This window comes from Amycolatopsis sp. NPDC102389 (genome assembly GCF_044765885.1).
In the GTDB taxonomy this organism is placed as follows: domain Bacteria; phylum Actinomycetota; class Actinomycetes; order Mycobacteriales; family Pseudonocardiaceae; genus Amycolatopsis.
In genome coordinates, this window is record NZ_JBIWKX010000059.1 from 1 (window position 1) to 20,236 (window position 20,236).

18 protein-coding genes are annotated in these 20,236 nt (G+C 69.2%); 6 read left to right on the top strand and 12 right to left on the bottom strand.

What is annotated here, in order from left to right; genetic code table 11:
• Nucleotides 1-577 precede the first annotated feature (577 nt).
• Nucleotides 578-1,333 carry a DUF4253 domain-containing protein gene (locus tag ACIRGA_RS33430; RefSeq protein ID WP_400948854.1) on the top strand — a complete coding sequence of 252 codons (756 nt, stop codon included), beginning with the start codon at nt 578-580 and terminating at the stop codon, nt 1,331-1,333.
• 52 nt (nt 1,334-1,385) lie between these two features.
• Nucleotides 1,386-2,201 (top strand): DUF72 domain-containing protein, encoded by an 816-nt coding sequence (locus ACIRGA_RS33435; RefSeq protein WP_400948857.1) that lies wholly within the window; start codon nt 1,386-1,388, stop codon nt 2,199-2,201.
• 115 nt (nt 2,202-2,316) lie between these two features.
• On the opposite strand, the gene ACIRGA_RS33440 is transcribed toward ACIRGA_RS33435, so the two are convergent.
• Nucleotides 2,317-5,139: a BTAD domain-containing putative transcriptional regulator gene (locus tag ACIRGA_RS33440; RefSeq protein ID WP_400948860.1), complete on the bottom strand. Its 2,823-nt coding sequence runs from the start codon at nt 5,137-5,139 to the stop codon at nt 2,317-2,319.
• Between the two features lie 57 nt (nt 5,140-5,196).
• On the opposite strand from ACIRGA_RS33440, the gene ACIRGA_RS33445 reads away from it, so the two are divergent.
• Nucleotides 5,197-6,141, top strand: a complete 945-nt coding sequence (locus tag ACIRGA_RS33445) for an o-succinylbenzoate synthase (RefSeq protein ID WP_400948863.1) — start codon at nt 5,197-5,199, stop codon at nt 6,139-6,141.
• Nucleotides 6,142-6,189: 48 nt separating this feature from the next.
• On the opposite strand, the gene ACIRGA_RS33450 is transcribed toward ACIRGA_RS33445, so the two are convergent.
• The 4 genes from ACIRGA_RS33450 to ACIRGA_RS33465 all read right to left on the bottom strand — a co-directional run bounded on the left by ACIRGA_RS33450 (nt 6,190) and on the right by ACIRGA_RS33465 (nt 9,235).
• Complete coding sequence (locus ACIRGA_RS33450) at nt 6,190-7,098, bottom strand: M23 family metallopeptidase (protein WP_400948866.1); 909 nt, start codon at nt 7,096-7,098, stop codon at nt 6,190-6,192.
• Nucleotides 7,099-7,254: 156 nt separating this feature from the next.
• Nucleotides 7,255-7,893 carry a hypothetical protein gene (locus ACIRGA_RS33455; RefSeq protein ID WP_400948868.1) on the bottom strand — a complete coding sequence of 213 codons (639 nt, stop codon included), beginning with the start codon at nt 7,891-7,893 and terminating at the stop codon, nt 7,255-7,257.
• Nucleotides 7,894-7,972: 79 nt separating this feature from the next.
• Complete coding sequence (locus ACIRGA_RS33460) at nt 7,973-8,728, bottom strand: transporter substrate-binding domain-containing protein (protein ID WP_400948871.1); 756 nt, start codon at nt 8,726-8,728, stop codon at nt 7,973-7,975.
• Between the two features lie 39 nt (nt 8,729-8,767).
• On the bottom strand, nt 8,768-9,235 hold the full coding sequence (locus ACIRGA_RS33465) for a hypothetical protein (RefSeq protein ID WP_400948874.1): 468 nt from the start codon (nt 9,233-9,235) through the stop codon (nt 8,768-8,770).
• Between the two features lie 93 nt (nt 9,236-9,328).
• Here ACIRGA_RS33465 and ACIRGA_RS33470 point away from each other — a divergent pair, with 93 nt between their 5' ends.
• Entirely contained in the window at nt 9,329-9,553 is a 225-nt protein-coding gene (locus ACIRGA_RS33470) for a PspC domain-containing protein (RefSeq protein ID WP_007033414.1), read from the top strand.
• 211 nt (nt 9,554-9,764) lie between these two features.
• Nucleotides 9,765-11,459 carry a hypothetical protein gene (locus tag ACIRGA_RS33475; RefSeq protein ID WP_400948877.1) on the top strand — a complete coding sequence of 565 codons (1,695 nt, stop codon included), beginning with the start codon at nt 9,765-9,767 and terminating at the stop codon, nt 11,457-11,459.
• A 198-nt stretch (nt 11,460-11,657) separates the two neighbouring features.
• On the opposite strand, the gene groL is transcribed toward ACIRGA_RS33475, so the two are convergent.
• The 5 genes from groL to ACIRGA_RS33500 all read right to left on the bottom strand — a co-directional run bounded on the left by groL (nt 11,658) and on the right by ACIRGA_RS33500 (nt 16,761).
• Nucleotides 11,658-13,286 (bottom strand): chaperonin GroEL, encoded by a 1,629-nt coding sequence (gene groL / locus ACIRGA_RS33480; RefSeq protein WP_005164277.1) that lies wholly within the window; start codon nt 13,284-13,286, stop codon nt 11,658-11,660.
• A 338-nt stretch (nt 13,287-13,624) separates the two neighbouring features.
• Complete coding sequence (locus ACIRGA_RS33485) at nt 13,625-15,076, bottom strand: serine/threonine-protein kinase (protein ID WP_400948880.1); 1,452 nt, start codon at nt 15,074-15,076, stop codon at nt 13,625-13,627.
• A 56-nt stretch (nt 15,077-15,132) separates the two neighbouring features.
• The gene (locus ACIRGA_RS33490) at nt 15,133-15,339 is read right to left on the bottom strand and encodes a cold-shock protein (protein ID WP_005164266.1); all 207 of its coding nucleotides are present in this window, start codon (nt 15,337-15,339) and stop codon (nt 15,133-15,135) included.
• Nucleotides 15,340-15,453: 114 nt separating this feature from the next.
• Entirely contained in the window at nt 15,454-16,077 is a 624-nt protein-coding gene (locus tag ACIRGA_RS33495; RefSeq protein ID WP_400948883.1) for an AIM24 family protein, read from the bottom strand.
• A gap of 6 nt (nt 16,078-16,083) precedes the next feature.
• Nucleotides 16,084-16,761, bottom strand: a complete 678-nt coding sequence (locus tag ACIRGA_RS33500; protein ID WP_378244305.1) for a TIGR00266 family protein — start codon at nt 16,759-16,761, stop codon at nt 16,084-16,086.
• A 74-nt stretch (nt 16,762-16,835) separates the two neighbouring features.
• Here ACIRGA_RS33500 and glp point away from each other — a divergent pair, with 74 nt between their 5' ends.
• Nucleotides 16,836-18,029 carry a gephyrin-like molybdotransferase Glp gene (gene glp, locus ACIRGA_RS33505; RefSeq protein WP_400948886.1) on the top strand — a complete coding sequence of 398 codons (1,194 nt, stop codon included), beginning with the start codon at nt 16,836-16,838 and terminating at the stop codon, nt 18,027-18,029.
• A 192-nt stretch (nt 18,030-18,221) separates the two neighbouring features.
• Here the strand turns inward: glp and ACIRGA_RS33510 are convergent, their stop codons facing one another.
• Nucleotides 18,222-19,466 (bottom strand): MFS transporter, encoded by a 1,245-nt coding sequence (locus tag ACIRGA_RS33510; RefSeq protein ID WP_400948890.1) that lies wholly within the window; start codon nt 19,464-19,466, stop codon nt 18,222-18,224.
• Nucleotides 19,463-20,035, bottom strand: coding sequence for an ArsR/SmtB family transcription factor (locus ACIRGA_RS33515; protein WP_400948894.1), 573 nt, complete (start codon nt 20,033-20,035; stop codon nt 19,463-19,465). Before ACIRGA_RS33515 ends, ACIRGA_RS33510 begins: the two co-directional genes overlap by 4 nt.
• Nucleotides 20,036-20,236 lie beyond the last annotated feature (201 nt).

Here is a 20,236-nt window from a genome sequence, read left to right on the forward strand (position 1 = left end):
CGGGGGGGGCCGCGCTCGGCGCGCGCCGCTCGTTGTTGCGGCGGGGCGGGGGGGGGGGGGTGTTGTGGGGGGGTTCGGCAAAACCCCCCCCCCCCCCCCCCCACCACCAACGTGCCCCACCGGCCGCCGCCGCGCTTGCTCTCCCTGCTGTACATGAAGGTGTGAAGGTCGAGTTTCCTCGGCTGAGCCGAGGGAAGGGGGCCTTCACGCGCGACCGCTGTGACTGCTGGGCCTGCTGATGTCACTGAGGCCGAGGTGGCGATCGTGGAGTCCGTGAAGGCCTCCTTCCCTACCTTCAGAGTAGGGAAGGAGGCCTTCACGGATCGCGACCACCTAGCCGCCACAAACAGTGGCACCTAAGACACCCTTGGCTCTGACCCGAATCGCCACTCACGACCACGGTGACCCACCACGCCACCGCCAGGTCCACTGTGGACAGTCTTCCCTGTGGCCACTGTGACTCCCGGGGCACCTGAGGCGACCGCCGTGAGATCCCGCAAACGGGGTATCGAAAACTGTCGGTGCTTCGAACTAGTGTTCGGTAGAGTTGACCGAACACCAGTTCGAGGGGAAGCCGATGACCATCGCACCGTTCCGACCGGGTACACCGCCCGTCCAGACCCTGCCGCCCGGCCGGTGGCACGGCCGGATCTGGGTTTCCGACCTGCCGTTGGCCAGGCCGGAGCGCTACACCGGCTGCGTCGCCGAGTTCGATCGGTCCGGGCTGTGGCCGGTGCTGATCCCGCACGACCAGCGTTTCGCGGCCAACGGCGAGGACTGGATCGACGACCGCGGCAGGCTCGCCCCCGCCGATCACCGGATCGCCTCGGTGGATCCGGCCGAGGTGCTGGCCCGCTGGTGGGACACCTCGTGCTGCGACGGCGCCTGCCTGCGCCCGTTCGGCGCGAAGTTCCCCGGCCTCGCCCGTCGCCCGGCGCGCCGGGCGGATCCGCTGGCCGAAGCGGGTAACACCGGGTCGATCCTGGCCGCGCGCGGGCAGCATCGGCTGGCGCTGGTGCAGACCGAGCGGCCCGCCGACATCCCGGCGATCCTCGGCTGGACGGGCATGATCAAGGCGACCGACCAGGTCCACGAGCTGTCCGCCGTCCTGCGCAGCTGGGAAGACCGCTTCGGCGCGACGCTCACGGTGCTGGGCTTCGATTCGATGGAGCTGTCGGTGGCCGCGCCGCCGCGGACGCAGGGCCGTGCGCTCACGGTCGCCGCCGAGCACCGGTCGTTCTGCCTGCCGTCGTTCGCCGGTCAGCCGGGCAACCTGCGCGAGTTCGCCTCCAGCCTGGTCCAGACCCGCCGCTGGCGGTTCTCGTGGGCATGAGCGGGCGTTTATCCCGAGAAGAGAGGGGGAATCAGGGCGGCACGGGAAGGCGGTGATCGACGTCGCGGAGCTGAGGATCGGCACTTCGGGCTGGCGCTACCCACCGTGGCGCGGGGAGTTCTACCCCCGCGGCCTGGTGCAGCGGCGTGAGCTGGAATACCTGTCGTCCCGGATGAACACGGCCGAGATCAACGGCTCGTTCTACTCACTGCAGCGTCCCGAGCGGTACCGCGCGTGGGCCGAGCAGACACCGGACGACTTCGTCTTCGCCGTCAAAGGCGGCCGCTTCATCACGCATCTGAAGCAACTGCGCGACGTCGAGACACCGCTGGCGAACTTCTTCGCTTCCGGCGTGCTGGCGCTGGGACGGAAGCTGGGGCCGATCCTCTGGCAGCTGCCGCCGCGGCTGGCGTTCGACGCCGAGCGCGTCGAAGCGTTCTTCAAGCTGCTGCCGCGCACCAGCCACGCCGCCGCCAAGCTCGCGAAGGAACACGACGACAAGCTGAAGGCCGAACCGCACACCGATCCGAGCCCTCGCCGAAAGCTCCGGCACGCCGTCGAGGTACGGCATCCGAGCTTCGCCGAGCCAGAAAGCCTTGAGCTGTTCCGGAAACACGACATCGCTCTGGTGGTCGCCGACACCGCGGGCAAGTTCCCGTTCATCGAGGAGATGACGAGCGACGAGTTCGCGTACGTCCGCCTGCACGGCGACGAGGAGCTGTACGTCAGCGGGTACAGCGACAAGGCCTTGAAGAAGTGGGCACGGAAGATCAAGGGCTGGGGTCGCGACACGTACGTCTACTTCGACAACGACGTCAAGGTCGAGGCGCCGAAGAACGCGATCACCCTCGCGGAACTCTTGGCTTGACCCGCGCACGCTGCACAGTCAGCGCGCAGTGAGCGGCGTCCTGTTCAGTGGCACGTGAGGTCACGGGCGTACTCGCGTGCTGTGCCTGGGGGTCGGCACGCCGGGCGCCCGTGCCTCACTCAGCTTTGACGGTTTCGCCGACGAGCGACGCCAGCTTCGTGCGGACGTCCTCGGCGTCGGGATGCGCGAGCTCGGTCAGCACCCGCACCGAACGCAGCCAGCACTCACGCGCCGAACAAGGATCGCCGAGCCGCAGATGGATCGAGCCGAGCTGGGCCAGCACGTCGGCCGCCTCGTAGAGCTCGCCGTGGGCGAAGAACATCTCGACGGCGCGTCGCATGCAGGTGATGCCCTCGTCGCCGCGGCCGAGCCCGACCAGGGCGGTTCCCTTGGTGTGCAAGGTGAAGCGGGCTTCGTCGGGGAGCGCGTGCGCCTCCAGCGCCAGGGCCTGGTCGGCGAAGTCGAGTGCCTGCTCGAAGCGGCCGGCCTGGGCGCAGATGTCGCCGAGGGCCTGCAAGGCGCTGGCCTCCATGCCGGCGCCGACCTTGCTCTCGCGGATGAGCCGCAACGCGCGCGTCCCGTAGTCCCAGCCCGTGTCGGGGTCCTGGCTGGCCAGCGTGAGGTTGTAGAGAGCCCGCGCCTCTCCCTGCCGATCCCCGACTTGCCGCTGCAGCTCGACGACCTGTTTCAGGTAGGCGATGCTGTCCTCGTATTGGCGGGCGACCCCGCAGGCCACGCCGAGTCCGCTGAGGACGGCGGCCTCGCCGGAGCGGTCCCCGAGGTCGCGGGCGGCACGGAGCGCGACGCCGAACACCGAACGCCAGTCCTCCAGCCTGGCCCGCACGATGAAGTACGACTGCAGGAGCCACGCCAGCTGCCAGCATTCCCGGTGCCGCCGCTCCCGGTACGCGATGTTCACCGCGGCGATGAGGTTCCCGGCCTCCTCGTCGAACCAATCGAGCGCCTGGTCGTACTGCCCGAACTTCAGCCCGGCGCCGTCGAACCGCTCCGGCTCGACGAGCCGGTAGTGCCGGTCCGAACGCAAAAGCCTCGACGCGTTCAGCGCGGACGCGAGCGACGCGTGGAGCAGCCTGTCCAATACGGCCGCCCGCGCCTCGGGTCCGTCGATTTTTGCCGAGAGCTCGGCCGCATACGCGCGGATAAGGTCGTGGAACTGGTACCGGCCCGGCTTGGACCGCGCGATCAGATGCGCGGAAGCGAGCTTCGCCAGGTCCTCGTGGGCGACGGCGAGGTCGACGCCGGCCACCGCCGCGGCCGTGGGCACGCTGAAGTCGCCGCCGGTGGGCAGGCCGAGCAGCCGCAGCATCCGCGCGGCCCGCTCGTCGAGCGCCCGGTACGAGTAGGAGAAGACGGCCCGGATGTTCGTCTCGTCGCCGTCGGCGAGGTCGAACGAACCCAGCCTGTCCTGTTCGGCTTCCAGCAGCCGGACGAACTCCCCCAGCGCGAGATCCGGGAACTGCGCCGCCCGCACCGCGAGGATCCGGATGGCCAGCGGCAGCCCGCCGCAGTACCGGACGAACCGTTCGGTGGCCTCGGGATCCTCGGCGACCCGATCCCGCCCGATCGTCGACGCGAGGAGGGCGATCGCGTCGTCGTCCGGCAGTTCCTCCAGCGCGACGCGCCGCGCGCCGTGGGTCGCGACGAGCGCCTGCAGCTGCCATCGGCTGGTCACCAGCACCAGGCAGCCGGGGCCGGGCAGCAGCGGCCGGAGCTGCTCGGTGCTCCCCGCGTTGTCGAGCAGGATCAGCATCCGGCGGCCGGCGCTGTAGGTGCGCCAGGTGGCCGCGCGCCCGTCGACGTCGGCGGGGATCCGGTCGGCGGGGACACCGACGGAGACGAGCATGGTTTCGAGCGCGGCGGCGGCTTCGACCGGCTCGCCGGGACCGTAGCCGCGCAGGTTGAGGTACACCTGCCCGCCGGGGAAGCGGTCTCCGACCTCGTGCGCGAAGTGGATGGCGAGCGTCGTCTTGCCGATGCCGCCCATTCCCTCGATCGAGGCGATGGACGTCGACCGTTCGGTGTCCAGCGCCTCCGGGACGAGCCCGTGCAGCGCCTTGAGGTCACGTCTGCGGCCGGAGAACACCCGGAGATCCGCGGGAAGCTGACGCGGGATCAGCGGTTCGGCGCCGAGCCGGTACCGCGTCAGCTCGGTGTCCAATGTGGTCTCGGCGGACTCTTCGCCGGTCAAGATCGCCTGGTGGGCACGCTGCAGCGACGCGCCGGGGTCCAGACCGAGTTCTTCGGCCAGCACCGCGCTGATCCGGCGGTAGACGTTCAGCGCCTCGGCCTGCCTGCCGGAGCGGTAGAGCGCGATCATCAGCTGTTCGTGCAGCCGCTCCCGCAGCGGGTTCTCGCGGCACAGCCTGATCAGCTCGGGGACGACACCGGCGTGATCGCCGAGGGCGATGAGCGCGTCGGCCCACTGCTCGCGCACTCGCAACCGCTCTTCGCCCAGCTGGTCGGCTTCGTCCCGAAGCAGCGCTTCGGAGTGGACGTTCTGCAGCGCCGGGCCCCGCCATTCGGAGATCGCGGCGGCGAACCGGTCCGCGGCCACGCGCAGGTCGCCCTCCCTCGCGGCCTCCGCTCCGGCCGCGGCGTGTGCGCGGAAGCGGGCCAGGTCGAGCCGGGTTTCGTCGAGTTCGAGCAGGTAGCCGCCCTGTTCGGTGCGGATGGTGACCTCGTCGCCGAGCGCGCGGCGGACCCGCAGGATGTAGGTCTGCAGCGCCCCTTTGGACCGCCGCCGGTCGTCCGGCCACAGCCAGCGGCCCAGTTCCCCGACCGGCACCACCGTGTTCGCGCGCAGCAACAGGCCCGCCAGCACGATGAGCGGCCTGCTGCCGCCCAAGGGCACCGGCAGCCCGTCCGCCGTGACCTCGGTGGGCCCCAGCACGCGAAAGTCGAGTGCCACGTCGCTCATTCTGTCCGGAACCGAGGGAAACGGCACGTGATTCCCGCGGTGGCATGATCGGTGCCGATGGACGTCTACGCGATCCCCCTGCGCACGCGGTTTCGCGGCATCACGGTCCGTGAAGGACTGCTGATCCGCGGCGATGCGGGCTGGGGCGAATTCTGCCCGTTCTCCGACTACTCCGACGCCGAGAGCGCGCCGTGGCTCGCGTCCGCGCTGGAGGCGAGCGAACGCGGGTGGCCGTCGCCGGTGCGCGACAGCGTCGAGGTGAACGCGACCGTGCCGGTGGTGTCCGCGGAGAAGGCGTACGAACTCGTGTCCGCTTCGGGCTGTCGCACGGCGAAGGTGAAGGTCGCCGACCCGCGGGTGAGCCTCGCCGAAGACTGCGCCCGGGTGGAGGCGGTGCGGGCCGCGCTGGGCCCGCGGGGCGCGGTCCGCGTCGACGCGAACATGGCCTGGGACGTGGACACCGCGGTCAAGGCCATCGGCGAGCTGGACCGCGCGGCCGGTGGGCTCGAGTACGTCGAGCAGCCTTGCCCGTCGATCGACGAGCTGGCCGACGTCCGGCGCCGGGTCGGGGTGCGGATCGCCGCGGACGAATCGATCCGCCGGGCCGAGGATCCGCTCAAGGTGGCCGTCGCGGGGGCGGCCGACATCGCCGTGCTGAAGGTCGCGCCGCTGGGCGGGGTGCGGCGCGCGCTGGAGGTCGCCGAAGCCTGCGGCCTGCCGTGCGTGGTGTCGTCCGCCGTCGAGACGAGCGTCGGGCTCGCCGCCGGGCTGGCGCTCGCGGGCGCACTGCCTGCTTTGGACTTCGCCTGTGGACTGGGCACGATGTCCTTGCTGACGGGGGACGTCTGCGGTGACTCACTGTCCCCTGTGGACGGACGTTTGCCGGTGCCGCTTCAGGCTCCCGCTCCCGATCTGTTCGCGGACCACGCCGCCGCTCCGGACGTCCGGGCGGCCTGGGAAGCCCGCTTCACCCGCGTCCGCGCCCACCTCCCGACGCCGTGAACGGGCTGTTCCTTGCGAATTTCGCGAGGAACGGCCCGTTCATAGCGGTCAGGTGCAGTGCTCGAAGGGCGATTCGTAGTTCGCGGACCCCGCCGAGCCGCCCCACCGGACGCATTGCGCGCCGGCGGCCGCGGTCACCGGGCCCGCGTAGTACTCGAAGCTGCCGGAGTCGGCCTTCCTCGCCGAACCCTGCACTTCGAGGAACGCCGAAACCGCGCTGCCCGTGCCGACCGAAGTGGCCTTGATGGTGGTGACGCAGTTGTTCTTGTTCGTGGCGTTGTACAGCAGGTACGTGGTCGCCGCGCTGCCGAGCGCCTGCGAGTCGATCACCTTGTAGCCGTCGCCGCACACCTCGACGGCGTCGTACGGGTTCGGGTTCCCGTTGCCGCTGCAGGTGTTCTTCGAGGTCACGTTGGCGTTGGGGTAGCCGAACTTCACGCCGTTGAAGTACGCGGGCTTGATGTTGCTCGGCCACGACGAGTCGTTCGTACGGACCTCGTAGTGCAGGTGCGGGCTGATGTTGTTGCCCGGCTTGGAGGTGTTGCCGACCTCGCCGATCTTCTGCCCCTGCGAGACCTGCGCGTTGAGCGCGACCGAGCGGACCTTCAGATGCGCGTAGTAGGTCGACCATCCCCCACCGTGGTCGATCTTCACCAGGTTGCCGAACCCGTTCGCCGAACCCTGGTGCGCCGAGATGACGACCTTGCCCGCCGCGGCCGCGACCACGGTGTCACCGAGGTCCGCCCCCGCGGAGCCGCCGCGGTTGAAGTCGATCTCATAGGCCCGGTGCGCGCTGCTGTTGTCGTTGTCGCCGTTCCACACCTGGTTGCAGGGGAACGGGAGCTGGAAGTTGGGACGCGGCCCGATCGCGGCCTCGGCCGACGTCGCGGTGATCGCCAGCCCGGCCATGCCCAGCAAGGCGGTCGCGGCCGCCGTGAGCACTCGTCTGAATCTCATCGAATGTCCTTTCTCGGCGTTTCGCGAGAAGCGTCCCGAAAGGGCGTACAAGCGAGATACAAACGACCACGAGCCCTCCTGGCCGAGGGGACCAGGAGGACTCGTGCCGCCTCCGCACCGGACCGTCCGCGTCTTCCCCGTCCCGGTGCGGGTGTCTCAGCCGACCCGCTCGATGGTGGCGCGGCGGATCAGGAACTTCCCTGGTTCGCGGACCTGCTCGAAGGCCGCGTTGTTCAGGAGCGCGCAGCTGCCGGAAACCCCGGTGACCTCGACGGTCGTGGACTTGTCGTTGTCCAGGTTCGTCACCTTCAGCTTGGTGCCCGCCGGGAACTCGCTGCTGGACGCCGCGGGGGCGCCGCCCTCCCCGGACAACGTCACCGTGGAGCCCTGGCAGACGACTTCGCCATCCCCCGCGACCGCTTCTTCCTGCGGGGCCGCTTCTTCCTTTGGGGCCATCCCGTCCTCGACCGCCATGGCCTCGCCCGCGGCCTGCTTCCCGCCGTCGGCCCGCACGTCTTCGGTGCACCCGGCGGCTTGACGGCGCTGCTGGATGAGGTCGACGACGGCCTGCCGGTTCGCGATCCGCGCCCCGGCCAAGGCGTCCGGATCCGCTTGCTGACCCGCGATGAAGTTCAGGTTGTTGCGGAGCGCGGTGTCGAGTCCCTGGCAGCTTTCCGCGGCCTGCCCGTCCGGAGTGCTGATCGCGAACATCGCCGCGGCGATGGCGGCCACCCCGAGAACGGACGCGATGCCGATCGTCGCACGCTTGCGGTGTTTCCCGGCGCTGTTCATCATCGGTGTTTCCTCCGGTCTGGTTCCTCCCTCACCCACATCCAGGGATACGGATGGGTAACGGAAGTGGTTCAAACCGGTTTCAGCCGAACCAGGGTTTCGCGATCCGCGCGTACGTGCCGTCGTTCAGCGCGAGATGCAGCCACTGGTCGGCCCACTCCTTGAACACGACGTCGCGCGGCAGGAGGTACGCCTTCTCCGAGAAGGTGAACGGCTCGTCGGGATGCACCGCGCACAGACGCGGGTTCTGCTTTGCCTGCCAACGGGTTTCGGTCGCGTCGGTGATCATCAGATCGGCCCGGCCCGCCAGGATCTCGGCGAAGATCGTGTTGTTGTCCGGATGCCGCACGATGGTCGCGCGCTTGAGATTGGCGTCCGCGAACTGTTCGTTGGTACCGCCGGGATTCACGATCGCCCGTACCCCTGGCTGATCGATCTGCTCCAGGGTCTGGAAGCGCTTTTCGTTCTCGCACAAGGTGATCGGCGTCTTGCCGTCACGAAGGTAGGGAACGGTGTAGAAGCCCTTCTTGGCGCGATCGAGGGTCACCGACACCCCGCCCATCGCCAGATCGCATTTCCGCCCGACGTCGTCGGCGATCGCCTTCCAGGTGGTCTGGACCAGCTGGAGCCGGACGCCGAGCTTGCGCGCGAGGTCGCCCGCGAGGTCGATGTCGATCCCGCTCCAGGCACCCGCGGCGTCGCGATAGGTGAAGGGGCGGTAGTCACCCGTCGAACACACGCGGATCTCGCCGCGGGCCTGAACGACGTCGAGCCTGCTTTGCGCGCCGTGTCCTTCGGGCGCGGCACTGGCCGTGCTGATCCCCAGCACGGTCAGCACCGCGACCCCGAACGTGAGCGCCTTTCGCTTTGATCGTCATCAAGGCATCTTCCACGCCCTGAGGTAAGCCCGCACGAGCCAAGCGTCGGCCCAGCCGGCGTCCGGTTCCTCCGGCAGCGGCGACGCCCCGCGCACCAGCTCGTCGAGACGGTGCTCGAGGGACTCGGCCGCTTCCAGCGCCTCCTCGCGGGTTTTCTTTCCCTGCCTCAGATCGCGAAGCCAGCCAAGCCACGGTTCGGGGACCGGCAACGTGATGCGGCCGGTCTCCAACAGCTCCACGCCCTGCACGCCGAGACGCACCATGTGCATGGCGAACTTCGTGTCGAAGCCGTACTTCTCGATCAGCTCCGGCCTCCCCGCCTTGCCCCGCAGCCACTTGCGCAGCGAGTAGACGGTCAGATCGAGGTCACCGGGGCCGGATCGGACACCTTCGGGCTGCGTGCGGAAGATGTACTGCTCGAACCGCTTCAGACCGATGACGTGGTCCGGCGGCTCGACGCCGGACATCCGGTTTTCCGGCCCCCTCAGGGTCGGATTCCAGGGTCGGGTCGGGGCCGTTCCCCGATGTGCCGGGGGTCGTTCCGGAGCGAACATTGAGCCATGACCAACAGCGTGTACACCCCCCAGGCCACCAAGAAGCTCTACCGCAGCCGCACCGACAAGATGCTCGCGGGCGTCGCCGGCGGCTGGGCCGCCTACCTCGGCGTCGACGCCGCGATCCTGCGTATCGCCCTCGTGGCGGGCGTCTTCTTCACCGCCGGTTTCGCGATCCCGCTCTACGCCGCCGCGTGGCTCCTGACTCCGGAGCAGCCGGGCGAATCCTGATCGGGGTGGACGCCGTGCGCAGGGGGCGCGGCGTCCACCGGATCGCGTTCAGCCCGCTAAACGCGATCCGCCGGGGGCAGGGGGACAAGGCGAGAGGCCCGGACATGGGGATGTCCGGGCCTCTCGCTTTCCGGCGTTCGGCCGCACGAGCGCACGTTCGCCGTTACACTTCCTCTGACTTTGTCACAGGGAGTGGGAAGCGGGGGCCTCCATGGCCGGCTATCTGAGCCTCAGCGAGTACAAGAGAATGCTCGAAGGCGCGTTGGACGACTTCTGTCAGGCGCTCACCAAGCGCTGGATGGAAGACGCCGTCGACGCCATGGCGAAGCTCTCGACCGCCGTCCCGTGCTCGCCGGAGCCCTGGGCCTGGCAGTGGCCCCCTGAATCGTACGGCCACCTGTCGCACGGCGAAGACACGTGCGGATACCTCACCTGGGTCATGGACGGTATGCACGGGCACTACAAGGACGTCCATTGCGACGCCTGGAACCCGCAAACCCAGAAGTACGTCGAGTGCCATGTCGAACGGAATCTCGCGCAGATCGAGCGGCTCGCCTGGAACCGGCGGCAGGAGATCGCCAAGTTCGTCCCGCAGCTGGAGGGACCCGATCTCTCGAAGCTGGAGGCCGCCCACAACACGTTCCTGAACGTCGCCGGCAACCTCGGCTTCCAGGACAAGAACGGGCGGGTGACCGAGCTGCTCGGACAGGGCGAGGTCGTCCGGAACGTCGAATGGCTGGACGGTACGACCAGCGAGAACGAGGAATGGTTCATCGAATGGACCGGGCTCGCCGCCAAGGCCTTCCGGGACGGGTTCTTCGCCTCGATCGCGCCGACCATGCTGAACCAGTCCCTGATCCTCGCCAGCCTGTCCACCCTGTACTCCACGCGCGCCACGACGATCCAGGTGACCAGGCTCAACATCGTCAAACGCCTCAACTGGGCCACCAAGAAGCTCGACGAGAAGATCACCCTCAAGGCCTTCACCGCGGACTCGATCCTGGAGAAGGTCGACCGGGCACAGGCGATCCACGGGATCGTGAGCAGCCTGCTGTCCGCGGGGGCGAAACTCAGCAAGACCGTGAACACCGTCAACGAGGCAGGCGGGAAGGTCCTCGGCCCGGCCGGCGCAGTCCTCACCCTGGCAGGCTTCGTCGGCGGGGTCATCAAGGGACTCACCGTCGAGCAGGACGCCATGTCGCTCCAGGACATCCTGCAGAAGCTGACCACCTCGATCCAAGACGAGCACAACGCGTTGTCCGGCCTCGAAGCCGACTTCGGCGCGGACGTGCTGGTTCTGCAGAAGGCGATCGCGGGGGTGCACAGCTACAACCTCGAGCTCTACGACCTCACCGCGAACACGCTGCCGAACCAGACCGACCGCGCGAAGTACAAGGGGATCAGGGTCGAGGTCCACTTCCTGCTGCGGGTGGCGCAAACCTGCTTCGAAGCGGCCGAAGGCTATTCGGCACAACTGCGGATCCTCGCCGGCGCGGATGGCGCCGACCGGCACCTCGCGGGCCGCGACGAGCAGACGTGCACGGGCGACGACACGACGTTGGAGATCCGGGACGCCGTCGAACAGTTCATGAGGACGAGCTGCGCTCGATTCCTTCTCGCCGGTGAGCAGCTCAGGAAAGCGGCCGAAGCCTACGCGAGGACGGACGGCGAGCTCTCGGACGATCTCAAGAGGCTGTTCGCCGCTTGGGAGGACGCCAACAAGGGCAGGGGCCGGATCGACCCCAATCCCGAGACGGTGGAACGGGAAAGCGCGGCCACGGAGGCGGGCGGAACCGACCGGACGGGCCTCGAGCCGAGGAAGCCTTCGGAGCCGAACGCCGTCGACCCGTACGAGAAGGACCGCCGACGCCAAGGCGGCAAGTACATTGTGGACGGTGGTCGGTAGGACCACGGCTTCGCGGGCTGCGACTGTCCAAAGAGGATGATCGGCTCATGACCATGTCGCGAAAGCCACTTTCGGGACATCCAACGTCGCGAAAGTGGCTTTCGCGACACACGCCCAGAGCCGAGCCACTCAGGGCAAAGGAAAAGCCCGGACGCGCGAGGCGCGTCCGGGCTTTCCGGTGGTACTACTGGCTCGAACTCAGAAGTCCATGCCGCCCATGCCACCGGACGGGTCGGCGGGAGCGGCCGAGGCCTTCTCCGGCTTGTCCGCCACGACGGCTTCGGTGGTCAGGAACAGCGCCGCGATGGAAGCGGCGTTCTGCAGCGCGGAGCGGGTGACCTTCGTGGGGTCCGGCACGCCGGCGGCGAGCAGGTCCTCGTAGACACCGGTGGCGGCGTTGAGGCCGTGACCCTGCGGGAGGGACTTGACCTTCTCCGCCACGACGCCGCCTTCGAGGCCGGCGTTGATCGCGATCTGCTTGAGCGGCGCCTCGACGGCGACCTTGACGATGTTGGCACCAGTGGCCTCGTCGCCCTCGAGCTTCAGACCGGCGAAGGCGGCCTCGGCGGCCTGGATGAGAGCGACGCCACCACCGGCGACGATGCCCTCTTCGACGGCGGCCTTGGCGTTGCGCACCGCGTCCTCGATGCGGTGCTTGCGCTCCTTCAGCTCGACCTCGGTGGCGGCACCGGCCTTGATGACGGCCACGCCGCCGGCCAGCTTCGCCAGACGCTCCTGGAGCTTCTCGCGGTCGTAGTCCGAGTCCGAGTTGTCGATCTCGGCGCGGATCTGGTTGACGCGACCCTGGATCTGGTCGGCGTCGCCCGCACCCTCGACGATGGTGGTCTCGTCCTTGGTGATGACGGCCTTGCGCGCCTTGCCCAGCAGGGAAAGGTCCGCGTTCTCCAGCTTGAGGCCGACGTCCTCGGAGATGACCTGTCCACCGGTCAGGATCGCGATGTCCTGCAGGATCGCCTTGCGGCGGTCACCGAAGCCCGGGGCCTTGACGGCGACGGACTTGAAGGTGCCACGCATCTTGTTGACGATGAGGGTGGCCAGGGCCTCGCCCTCGACGTCCTCGGCGATGATCAGCAGCGGCTTGCCGGACTGGATGACCTTCTCCAGCAGCGGCAGGACGTCCTTGACGGTGGAGATCTTGGAACCGAAGAGGAGGACGTACGGGTCCTCGAGCTCGGCTTCCTGACGCTCCGGGTCGGTCACGAAGTAACCGGAGATGTAGCCCTTGTCGAAGCGCATACCCTCGGTGAGCTCGAGCTCGAGGCCGAAGGTGTTGCTCTCCTCGACGGTGACGACGCCTTCCTTGCCGACCTTGTCCAGCGCCTCGGCGATGAGCTCACCGATGGTGCGGTCCGCGGCGGAGATCGACGCGGTGGCGGCGATCTGCTCCTTGGTCTCGATCTGGACGGCGGCCTTGTGCAGCTGCTCGGTGATGGCCTCGACGGCCGCCTCGATGCCGCGCTTCAGGCTGATGGGGTCGGCCCCGGCGGCGACGTTGCGCAGACCCTCGCGGACGAGAGCCTGGGCGAGCACGGTGGCGGTGGTGGTGCCGTCACCCGCGACGTCGTCGGTCTTCTTGGCAACTTCCTTGACGAGCTCGGCCCCGATCTTCTCCCACGGGTCCTCGAGCTCGATCTCCTTGGCGATGGAGACACCGTCGTTGGTGATCGTCGGCGCGCCCCACTTCTTTTCGAGCACGACGTTCCGGCCCCGCGGGCCGAGGGTCACCTTGACGGCTTCGGCGAGGGTGTTCAAGCCGCGCTCAAGACCGCGGCGGGCGTCCTCGTCGAACGCGATCAGTTTGGCCATTGCGGTGTGGTCCTCCGGTATTGGGCGCCGCCGCACGCCTACTACAGCGCGGCGGCAGGACTCTTCCTCGGCCAGGCTCGGTGCCCGCGACGGACGACCCACCCGATCAAGGGTGCGGCCTCACCGTCCCGACCTTCAGGCGAGCGGTCTGGTGACCACTCTGCCTGGCACTCGACGGCGTCGAGTGCCAATGTCGTGTTTAGCACTCTCCAGGGGAGAGTGCAAGAACCGCAGGTCAGCGCGGTGGCGTGGCTGAAGGGGACCATGCCCGCATAAGACGCGGTGAAGGACGCTTTCACCGCATCGCATGCGGTGAAAGCGTCCTTCAGCACTTCTTGTCAGTTGCTCGGCTTGATGGAGATCGACGACGGCGGGGCCTTCAGTGACGATCCGGGAGCCTGCGACTGGGAGCCGCCGGGGCCGACCGGGATGTTCGGCGCGGTGGTCTGCGGGCCGTTGCCGCCGCTCGAGTCACTGAAGATGAAGATGGCGGCGACGATCGCGCCCGCGACCACGAGGGCGCCGACGACGATCCAGATCCACTTCGCGCCGCCGCCCTTCTTGGGCTGCTGCTGGAAACCGCCCTGCTGCGGCGGCGGGCCGTAACCGGGAGGCGGGCCCTGCTGGAAGCCACCCTGCTGCTGGAAACCGCCTTGCTGCGGCGGCGGGCCGTAACCCGGGGGCGGCCCCTGCTGGAAACCGCCCTGCTGGAAGCCACCCTGCTGCGGCGGCGGACCGTAACCGGGCGGCGGTCCCTGCTGGGGCGGGGGACCCTGCGGTCCCGGTCCCTGCTGGCCGTAGCCGGGCTGCTGTCCTCCGTATGGGTGCACGGGGCCCCCCTCTCCCTGTGGCGGCGTGTTCTGCCGTGGCGCCTGCTGCGGTACCGCCTGCTGGACGGTCGCGGCCGCCGCCTGCCCGGGCGCGCCGGGAGGCTCGTTCGAAGTCGCGAGCGGACCGAGCGCGCGCCTGGCGGCCGCGATCATCTCAACACAGTTGGGGTAGCGATCGGCGGGATTCTTCGCCATTCCCTTCCGCACGACCTCGTCGATCCCGGCGGGCAGGCCGACGATCCGCGAGATGGCCGGGGGCTCGCCGTTCAGGTGCCCCTTGATGACCGTCTGCACGTCGCCCTTGAAGGGCGGGCTGCCGGTCAGGCAGGCATAGAGGACGCAGGTGAGCGCGTACTGGTCGGTGCGGCCGTCGAGCGGCTCGCCGCGCAGATGCTCGGGCGCCGCGTACGTGGGCGAGCCGAGGAAGTCGCCGCCGCGGGTCCGGTGCCCGGTGGCGCCGCGGCGGGTCAGGCCGAAGTCGGCGACGTAGACGTGCTCGCGCGAGGTCTCCTTGCTGGTGACCAGGACGTTCGCCGGTTTGACGTCGAGGTGCACGAGACCCCGGTTGTGCAGGGTGTCGAGCGCGTCGGCGACCTGGTCGAGCATGTTCAGCGCGCGGGCGGGCGCTATCGGGCCGCCGGAGATCAGCCCGGCGAGGTCTCCGCCGTCGACCATCCGCATGGCGATGTAGAGCATGCCTTCGAGCTCGCCGAAGTCGTACAAGGGCACGACGTTGGCATGGTCGATCGCGGACGTGTTCCGCGCCTCGTCGACGAAGCGTTCGCGGAATTCGGCGTCGGCCCCGAGGTGATCACCGATGACCTTCAGTGCCACCTTGCGTCCGAGCCGCACGTCCGTGGCCTTGTAGGTCACGCTCATGCCGCCCTTGCCGAGCACACCGTCGATGCGGTAGTTGCCCAGCCGGCGACCCGTCAGGTCCCCCGACTCATCGCCTGTCACGCCGCGAAGCCTAACGCGCCAGTTCCCGAGGCCGCCGGGGGTCGCCCGAAGTCCTGCTATGAGACCTTGCGTACGTCCGCGGCCTGACTCCGCCCGTCCCGCCCGGACTGGACTTCGAATTCCACGCGATCACCCTCGTCGAGCGTCCGGAATCCGTCGGCCTGAATGGCCGAGTAGTGGACGAAGACATCGGGCCCTTCGGTGGATTCGATGAATCCGTAGCCCTTTTCCGAGTTGAACCACTTGACGGTGCCGACTGCCACGGCGCACTCCCTCAGCACAGGATCCGTCGGCCTTCTCTGCCCCGGCCGGCGGTTTCGAGTGCAGTTCACGCTACCCGAATTACCGGCGTCGGCAATGCTCAATTCGTCCCAAGGTCATCCGCGAGAAAGCCGCCTATTGCGTGCTTGCACCAGGACGCGTCCTGGTCCCGCGAAGTCCAGCGCGAGCCCTTCGCCGGTGCGGACCGACTGCGGGCCGGACTGGTCGACGGCGCGGAGACGGCACTGCACGGTGTCCGGATAGGCCAGCAGGAAGTCCGGCCGCACGGTGACGAGTTCGCCCGCGGTGAGTTCGAAGGCGTCGACCGGGCCCTGCGCCGCCAGGACGAGCGGACCGCTTCCGCTGTAGTGCTCCAGGAAACCGGAATCGGCGCCGAAGAGCTTCTGCAGCGGCGCCCAGCCGGGATCCTGCCGGACGGTCGCCGGCCGGGCGAGGATCGCGTCCCGGCTCACGCACCAGCCCGCCCCGCCGGTGAATTCCAGCGGGTAGACGTCACCCGCGGCCAGCGGCGCGAAGTCGATCCAGCCGCCGCCCTCCGGGGCGTTGAACACCGACGGGGCGGCCTTGCCCGCCCGCGAACCGCCGCGGGCGGGAACGGTTTCGGTGATGCCGAAACTGCTGGCCAGCATGGTGTCCCCGGCGGCCTGGACGGCCTCGCCGGGGGACAACAGCACGCGTGCGACCCCGAAGTTCGGGGTGTGCCTCGTCTGGACCCGCATGCGAGCTCAGCGGGTGGGGACCTGGGCGATCACCCAGGCGGACAGCGCCGACGGGTTGCGGGTCTGGGTGAGCAGCTGGCCGGGACCGGCGAAGTCGAAGACGAGACCTTCACCGCTCTTCATCGACTGGATGACGCCGGTGGCGACCTTGCGGATCTGGTACTGCACGGTGTCGGCGAACGCGACGACGTGCCCGGTGTCGATGGTGATCACCTCGCCCTGCTGCAGGGTGACCGTCTCCAGCGCGCCGTAGCAGGCCACGACGAGCGGGCCCTGTCCCGTCGCGTGCGTCAGGAAGCCGCCCTCGCCGCCGACGAGGTTCTTGAGCCCGCCCCATTTGGTCTCGGTCTGCACGCTGTGCGACGACGCGAGCCACGAGCCGCGGGTGACGCACCAGCCGGTGCGGCCGTCGAGGTTGATCACCTGCATGTCGCCGGGCAGGTTCGCGGCGACGTCGACCCAGCCGCCGTTCTGCGGGGCGGTGTAGGTGGAGATGAAGAAGGATTCGCCGGAGAGGAAGGCGCGGCCGAGGCCCTTCATGATGCCGCCCTGCGCCTGTGACTGGACCTGCACGCCGTAGCTCGTCGCCATCATCGCGCCCGACTCGACCTGCGCCGGTTCACCCGGCGCGAGCATGAGCCTCGCCACCGCGAACGAGGGCTGGTGACGGATCTGAACCTGCATGTCTTCTTCTCCCCGGATGGTCGTCGTGACGCGCAGAGTCTTGCATGCGGGGCCGGAGGCGGGAGGATGGTCCGGTGATCTCCGTCGACGCCCACCGTGAGACCGTCACCGGCCTGCTCGGAAACGCCCCCGTCATCCGCCTTCCGCTCGCCTCCGCCGCCGGGCTCGTCCTGGCCGAGGACGTGCGCGCGGGGGTTTCGCTGCCGCCGTTCGACAATTCCGCGATGGACGGTTACGCCGTCCGCGCGGCCGACGTCGCCGAAGCGCCGGTGACGTTGCCGGTCGCCGAAGACATCCCGGCCGGCCGGGTCGACATCACGAAGCTGGAGCCGGGCACCGCGCACCGGATCATGACCGGCGCCCCGGTGCCGGCGGGCGCCGACGCGGTGGTGATGGTGGAGCACACGGACGGCGGCGTGACAGACGTCCGGATTCTCAGGACGGCTGTCCTGGGCGCGCACATCCGGCGTCAGGGCGAAGACGTCGTCGAGGACACGGTGGCGCTTTCGGCGGGGACGGTGCTGGGCCCGGCGCAACTGGGCCTCGCGGCGGCCGTCGGGCTCGCCGAGGTCCCCGTGTTCAGGCCGTTGAAGGTGCTCGTCGTGTCCACCGGGACCGAACTCGTCGACGCGCCGGAACCGTTGCGGCACGGGCAGATCTACGAGTCGAACAGCATCATGCTGGCGTCCGCGATCCGTGCGCTCGGCTGCGAGGCCGAGGTCGTGCGCAGCGTGGTCGACGACGTGGACGAGTTCCGCGCGGTGATCGAGCCGCGGCTGGCCGACGTCGATCTGCTGGTGACTTCGGGTGGGGTCAGCGCAGGCGCGTACGAAGTGGTGAAGGACGCGCTGACCGGTCAGGGCGTGGAATTCCGGAAGGTCGCGATGCAGCCGGGCGGGCCGCAGGGCTGCGGGCGCTGGAACGGCGTGCCGGTGGTGACGCTGCCGGGTAATCCGGTGAGCGTGCTCGTGTCCTTCGAAGCGTTCCTGCGGCCGGCGTTGCTCGCGGCGATGGGGCATACGGGCGTCGACCGGCAGAAGGTGCGGGCCCGGCTGACCGAGGCGATGTCCTCCCCCGCCGGACGACGCCAGTTCCGGCGGGGCTTCTACACGCATTCCGAGGGCGAGGTCACCGGGATCGTCGGTCCGCGCGGCGGGCCGGGATCGCATCTGCTGGCGTCGTTCACACAGGCGAACTGCCTGATCGTGCTGCCGGAGGACGTGGACTCGGTCGAGCAGGGCGACGAGGTGGACGTCCTCCTGCTCTGACCTGCGTTCAGCGGGCTAAAGGGTGTCTCCCGAACTGACGTGGGCAGGTCAGGCGAGGACACGCGCGCGCGTTTCTTTTCGGCCGGAGGCCTCGGATTTGCGGAGGCGGGCCGCCGACACGGCTGAGCGAGTAGCTCCGCCATGCCGCGGCCCGGCTGTGGAAATCCGAAAGCGCGCTTCGAGAGACACGGGCTAAACGCGATCCGTGGGGAAGTCGCGGTTCCGGCCGATCGGCGTGAACAGCAGGACGAAGACGGCGACGACCTCGAGCCCGGCCATCAGCCCCAGCGTCTGCCGCACCCCGGCCGTCTCGCCGAGGATCCCGCCGAGCAGGCCGCCGAGCGCGATCGCGCCGAAGCTGAGCACGGACATGCTCGCGGTGACCCGGCCGAACATCGCCGCCGGGACGTAGCGCTGCTTGAAGGTGGCGTTGAGGACGTTCGAGCCGACGACGCCCGCGCTGAGCGAGAACCCGGCGGCGACGAAATAAGCGAGCCCCCAGCCGCCGTTCGCGACCGGGCCGAGCAGCATCATCAGCGCTCCGAAACCCTCACACAGCACGAAGGTGCGCGCGGTGCCGATCCGCGCGGCGAGTTTGCCCGACAGCGCGGCGCCGAAAACGCCGCCCGCGCCGGCGAGCGCCAGCACGAGCCCGGCGGTGCCCTCGCCCACGCCGAGATCGCGGACGAGGAACACGACCTCGATCGACTGGTAGCCCATGAGCGCGACGTTCGAGATCGCGCCGAAGACCGCCAAAACGCGCAAATACGGGTCGTGGACGACGAAAACGAGGCCATCGCGGATCTCGTCACGGAGCCGTGAACGCGTCTTCGCCGGGCGTTCGGGCTCTCGATGCCGGATGGATCGCAGGCACAGCACGGAGATCCCGAAACTGACGGCGTCGGCGAGCACCCCGGTGACCGCGCCGAACCCCTGCGCCAGCAGACCGGCGAGCCCGGGTCCGCCGATCTGCGCGGCGGATTCGCTGCCCTGCAGCTTTTCGTTGGCCTCCTGCAGCTGTTCCTTCTCGACCAGCGAAGGCAAGTACGCGCGATACGCGACGTTGAAGAACACCTTCGCGACCCCGCCCGCCAAGGCGACGACGATCAGCTGAGTCATCGTGAGCAGGCCGGACCACGCCGCGACCGGGACGCTCAGGAACACCAGCATGGAGATGCCGTTGCACACCAGCATGACCGGGCGTTTCGGCCGTCGGTCGACCCAGGCGCCGGCGGGCAGGCCGATCAGCAGCCACGGCAGCCAGGCGGCCGCGGTCAGCAGCCCGACCGCGAACGTGCTCGCCTGCAGGGTGACCACCGCGACGAGCGGCAGCGCGACCACGGCGATGGAACTGCCGAGCACGCTGGTCGTCTCGCCGGTCCAGAGCAGCCGGAAATCCCGTGAGCGCAGCAATCCGCCGCGTTCGCGGGTGGTCACGGTCGGGCCGGTACGGCGCGGGTGGAGATGAAGACGGGACGGCGTTCCTGGCCGTCGTCCGGGATTTCGCGGGCGCTGTAGGACTTGATCAGCTCGTGGACCTTTTCTTCGAGCTCGGCCAGCTCGGCGACCGACATCTTCGCCCAGCTGTCGGTGGCGAAGGCGGCACGGTGCCATTCCTCCGGGTAGGCCTCGCGTTCGGCGAACCATTGGCGCGCCATGGAGACCTGATGTTCGAGGGCGAGGGATTCGGCGGCGGCCGCGACCGGGTCGTCGGGGAAGTCCGACGGTGACCAGGAAACCGCGTAGCTCACGCGGCGCCACCAGCGCTCACGGCGGTCGCGGGCGAGTTCCGGTGCTTCCTCGACCAGATCGCTGGCGGCGAGCACCTTCAGGTGATGACTGACGTTCCCGACCGCCTGCCCGGTCCGCTCGGCGAGCACGGAAGCCGTGCACGGGCCGTCGAGGCGGAGGACGTCGAGCAGGCGGCGCCGCAGGGGATGCGACATCGCGGCGAGCACCTTCGAATCGTGGACTTCACGCACTTCGCGATCAGCACTGTCGGCCATAACGCGCAACAGTACTTGCACAATGACTCTTGTACAAGTGTTCTTGTAGGCTGCGGGGGACGCGTGGGTCGGGCTGGTGGGGGGGGGGGGGGGGGGGGGGGGGCGCCGCGCCCCCCCCCCAACCCCCCCCCCCCCCCACCCCCCCCGCGCGCGGCGGGCCCCAGGCGGGGGGGGGGGGAGCAACCCACACCCCCCGGGTGT

Excerpts from the sequence above, each read along its gene's own strand:
- ACIRGA_RS33430 (WP_400948854.1), top strand. The coding sequence starts at position 578 with ATGACCATCGCACCGTTCCGACCGGGTACACCGCCCGTCCAGACCCTG.
- ACIRGA_RS33440 (WP_400948860.1), bottom strand. The coding sequence starts at position 5,139 with ATGAGCGACGTGGCACTCGACTTTCGCGTGCTGGGGCCCACCGAGGTC.
- ACIRGA_RS33445 (WP_400948863.1), top strand. The coding sequence starts at position 5,197 with ATGGACGTCTACGCGATCCCCCTGCGCACGCGGTTTCGCGGCATCACG.
- ACIRGA_RS33450 (WP_400948866.1), bottom strand. The coding sequence starts at position 7,098 with ATGAGATTCAGACGAGTGCTCACGGCGGCCGCGACCGCCTTGCTGGGC.
- ACIRGA_RS33455 (WP_400948868.1), bottom strand. The coding sequence starts at position 7,893 with ATGATGAACAGCGCCGGGAAACACCGCAAGCGTGCGACGATCGGCATC.
- ACIRGA_RS33465 (WP_400948874.1), bottom strand. The coding sequence starts at position 9,235 with ATGTCCGGCGTCGAGCCGCCGGACCACGTCATCGGTCTGAAGCGGTTC.
- ACIRGA_RS33470 (WP_007033414.1), top strand. The coding sequence starts at position 9,329 with ATGACCAACAGCGTGTACACCCCCCAGGCCACCAAGAAGCTCTACCGC.
- ACIRGA_RS33475 (WP_400948877.1), top strand. The coding sequence starts at position 9,765 with ATGGCCGGCTATCTGAGCCTCAGCGAGTACAAGAGAATGCTCGAAGGC.
- groL (WP_005164277.1), bottom strand. The coding sequence starts at position 13,286 with ATGGCCAAACTGATCGCGTTCGACGAGGACGCCCGCCGCGGTCTTGAG.
- ACIRGA_RS33495 (WP_400948883.1), bottom strand. The coding sequence starts at position 16,077 with ATGCGGGTCCAGACGAGGCACACCCCGAACTTCGGGGTCGCACGCGTG.
- ACIRGA_RS33500 (WP_378244305.1), bottom strand. The coding sequence starts at position 16,761 with ATGCAGGTTCAGATCCGTCACCAGCCCTCGTTCGCGGTGGCGAGGCTC.
- ACIRGA_RS33515 (WP_400948894.1), bottom strand. The coding sequence starts at position 20,035 with ATGGCCGACAGTGCTGATCGCGAAGTGCGTGAAGTCCACGATTCGAAG.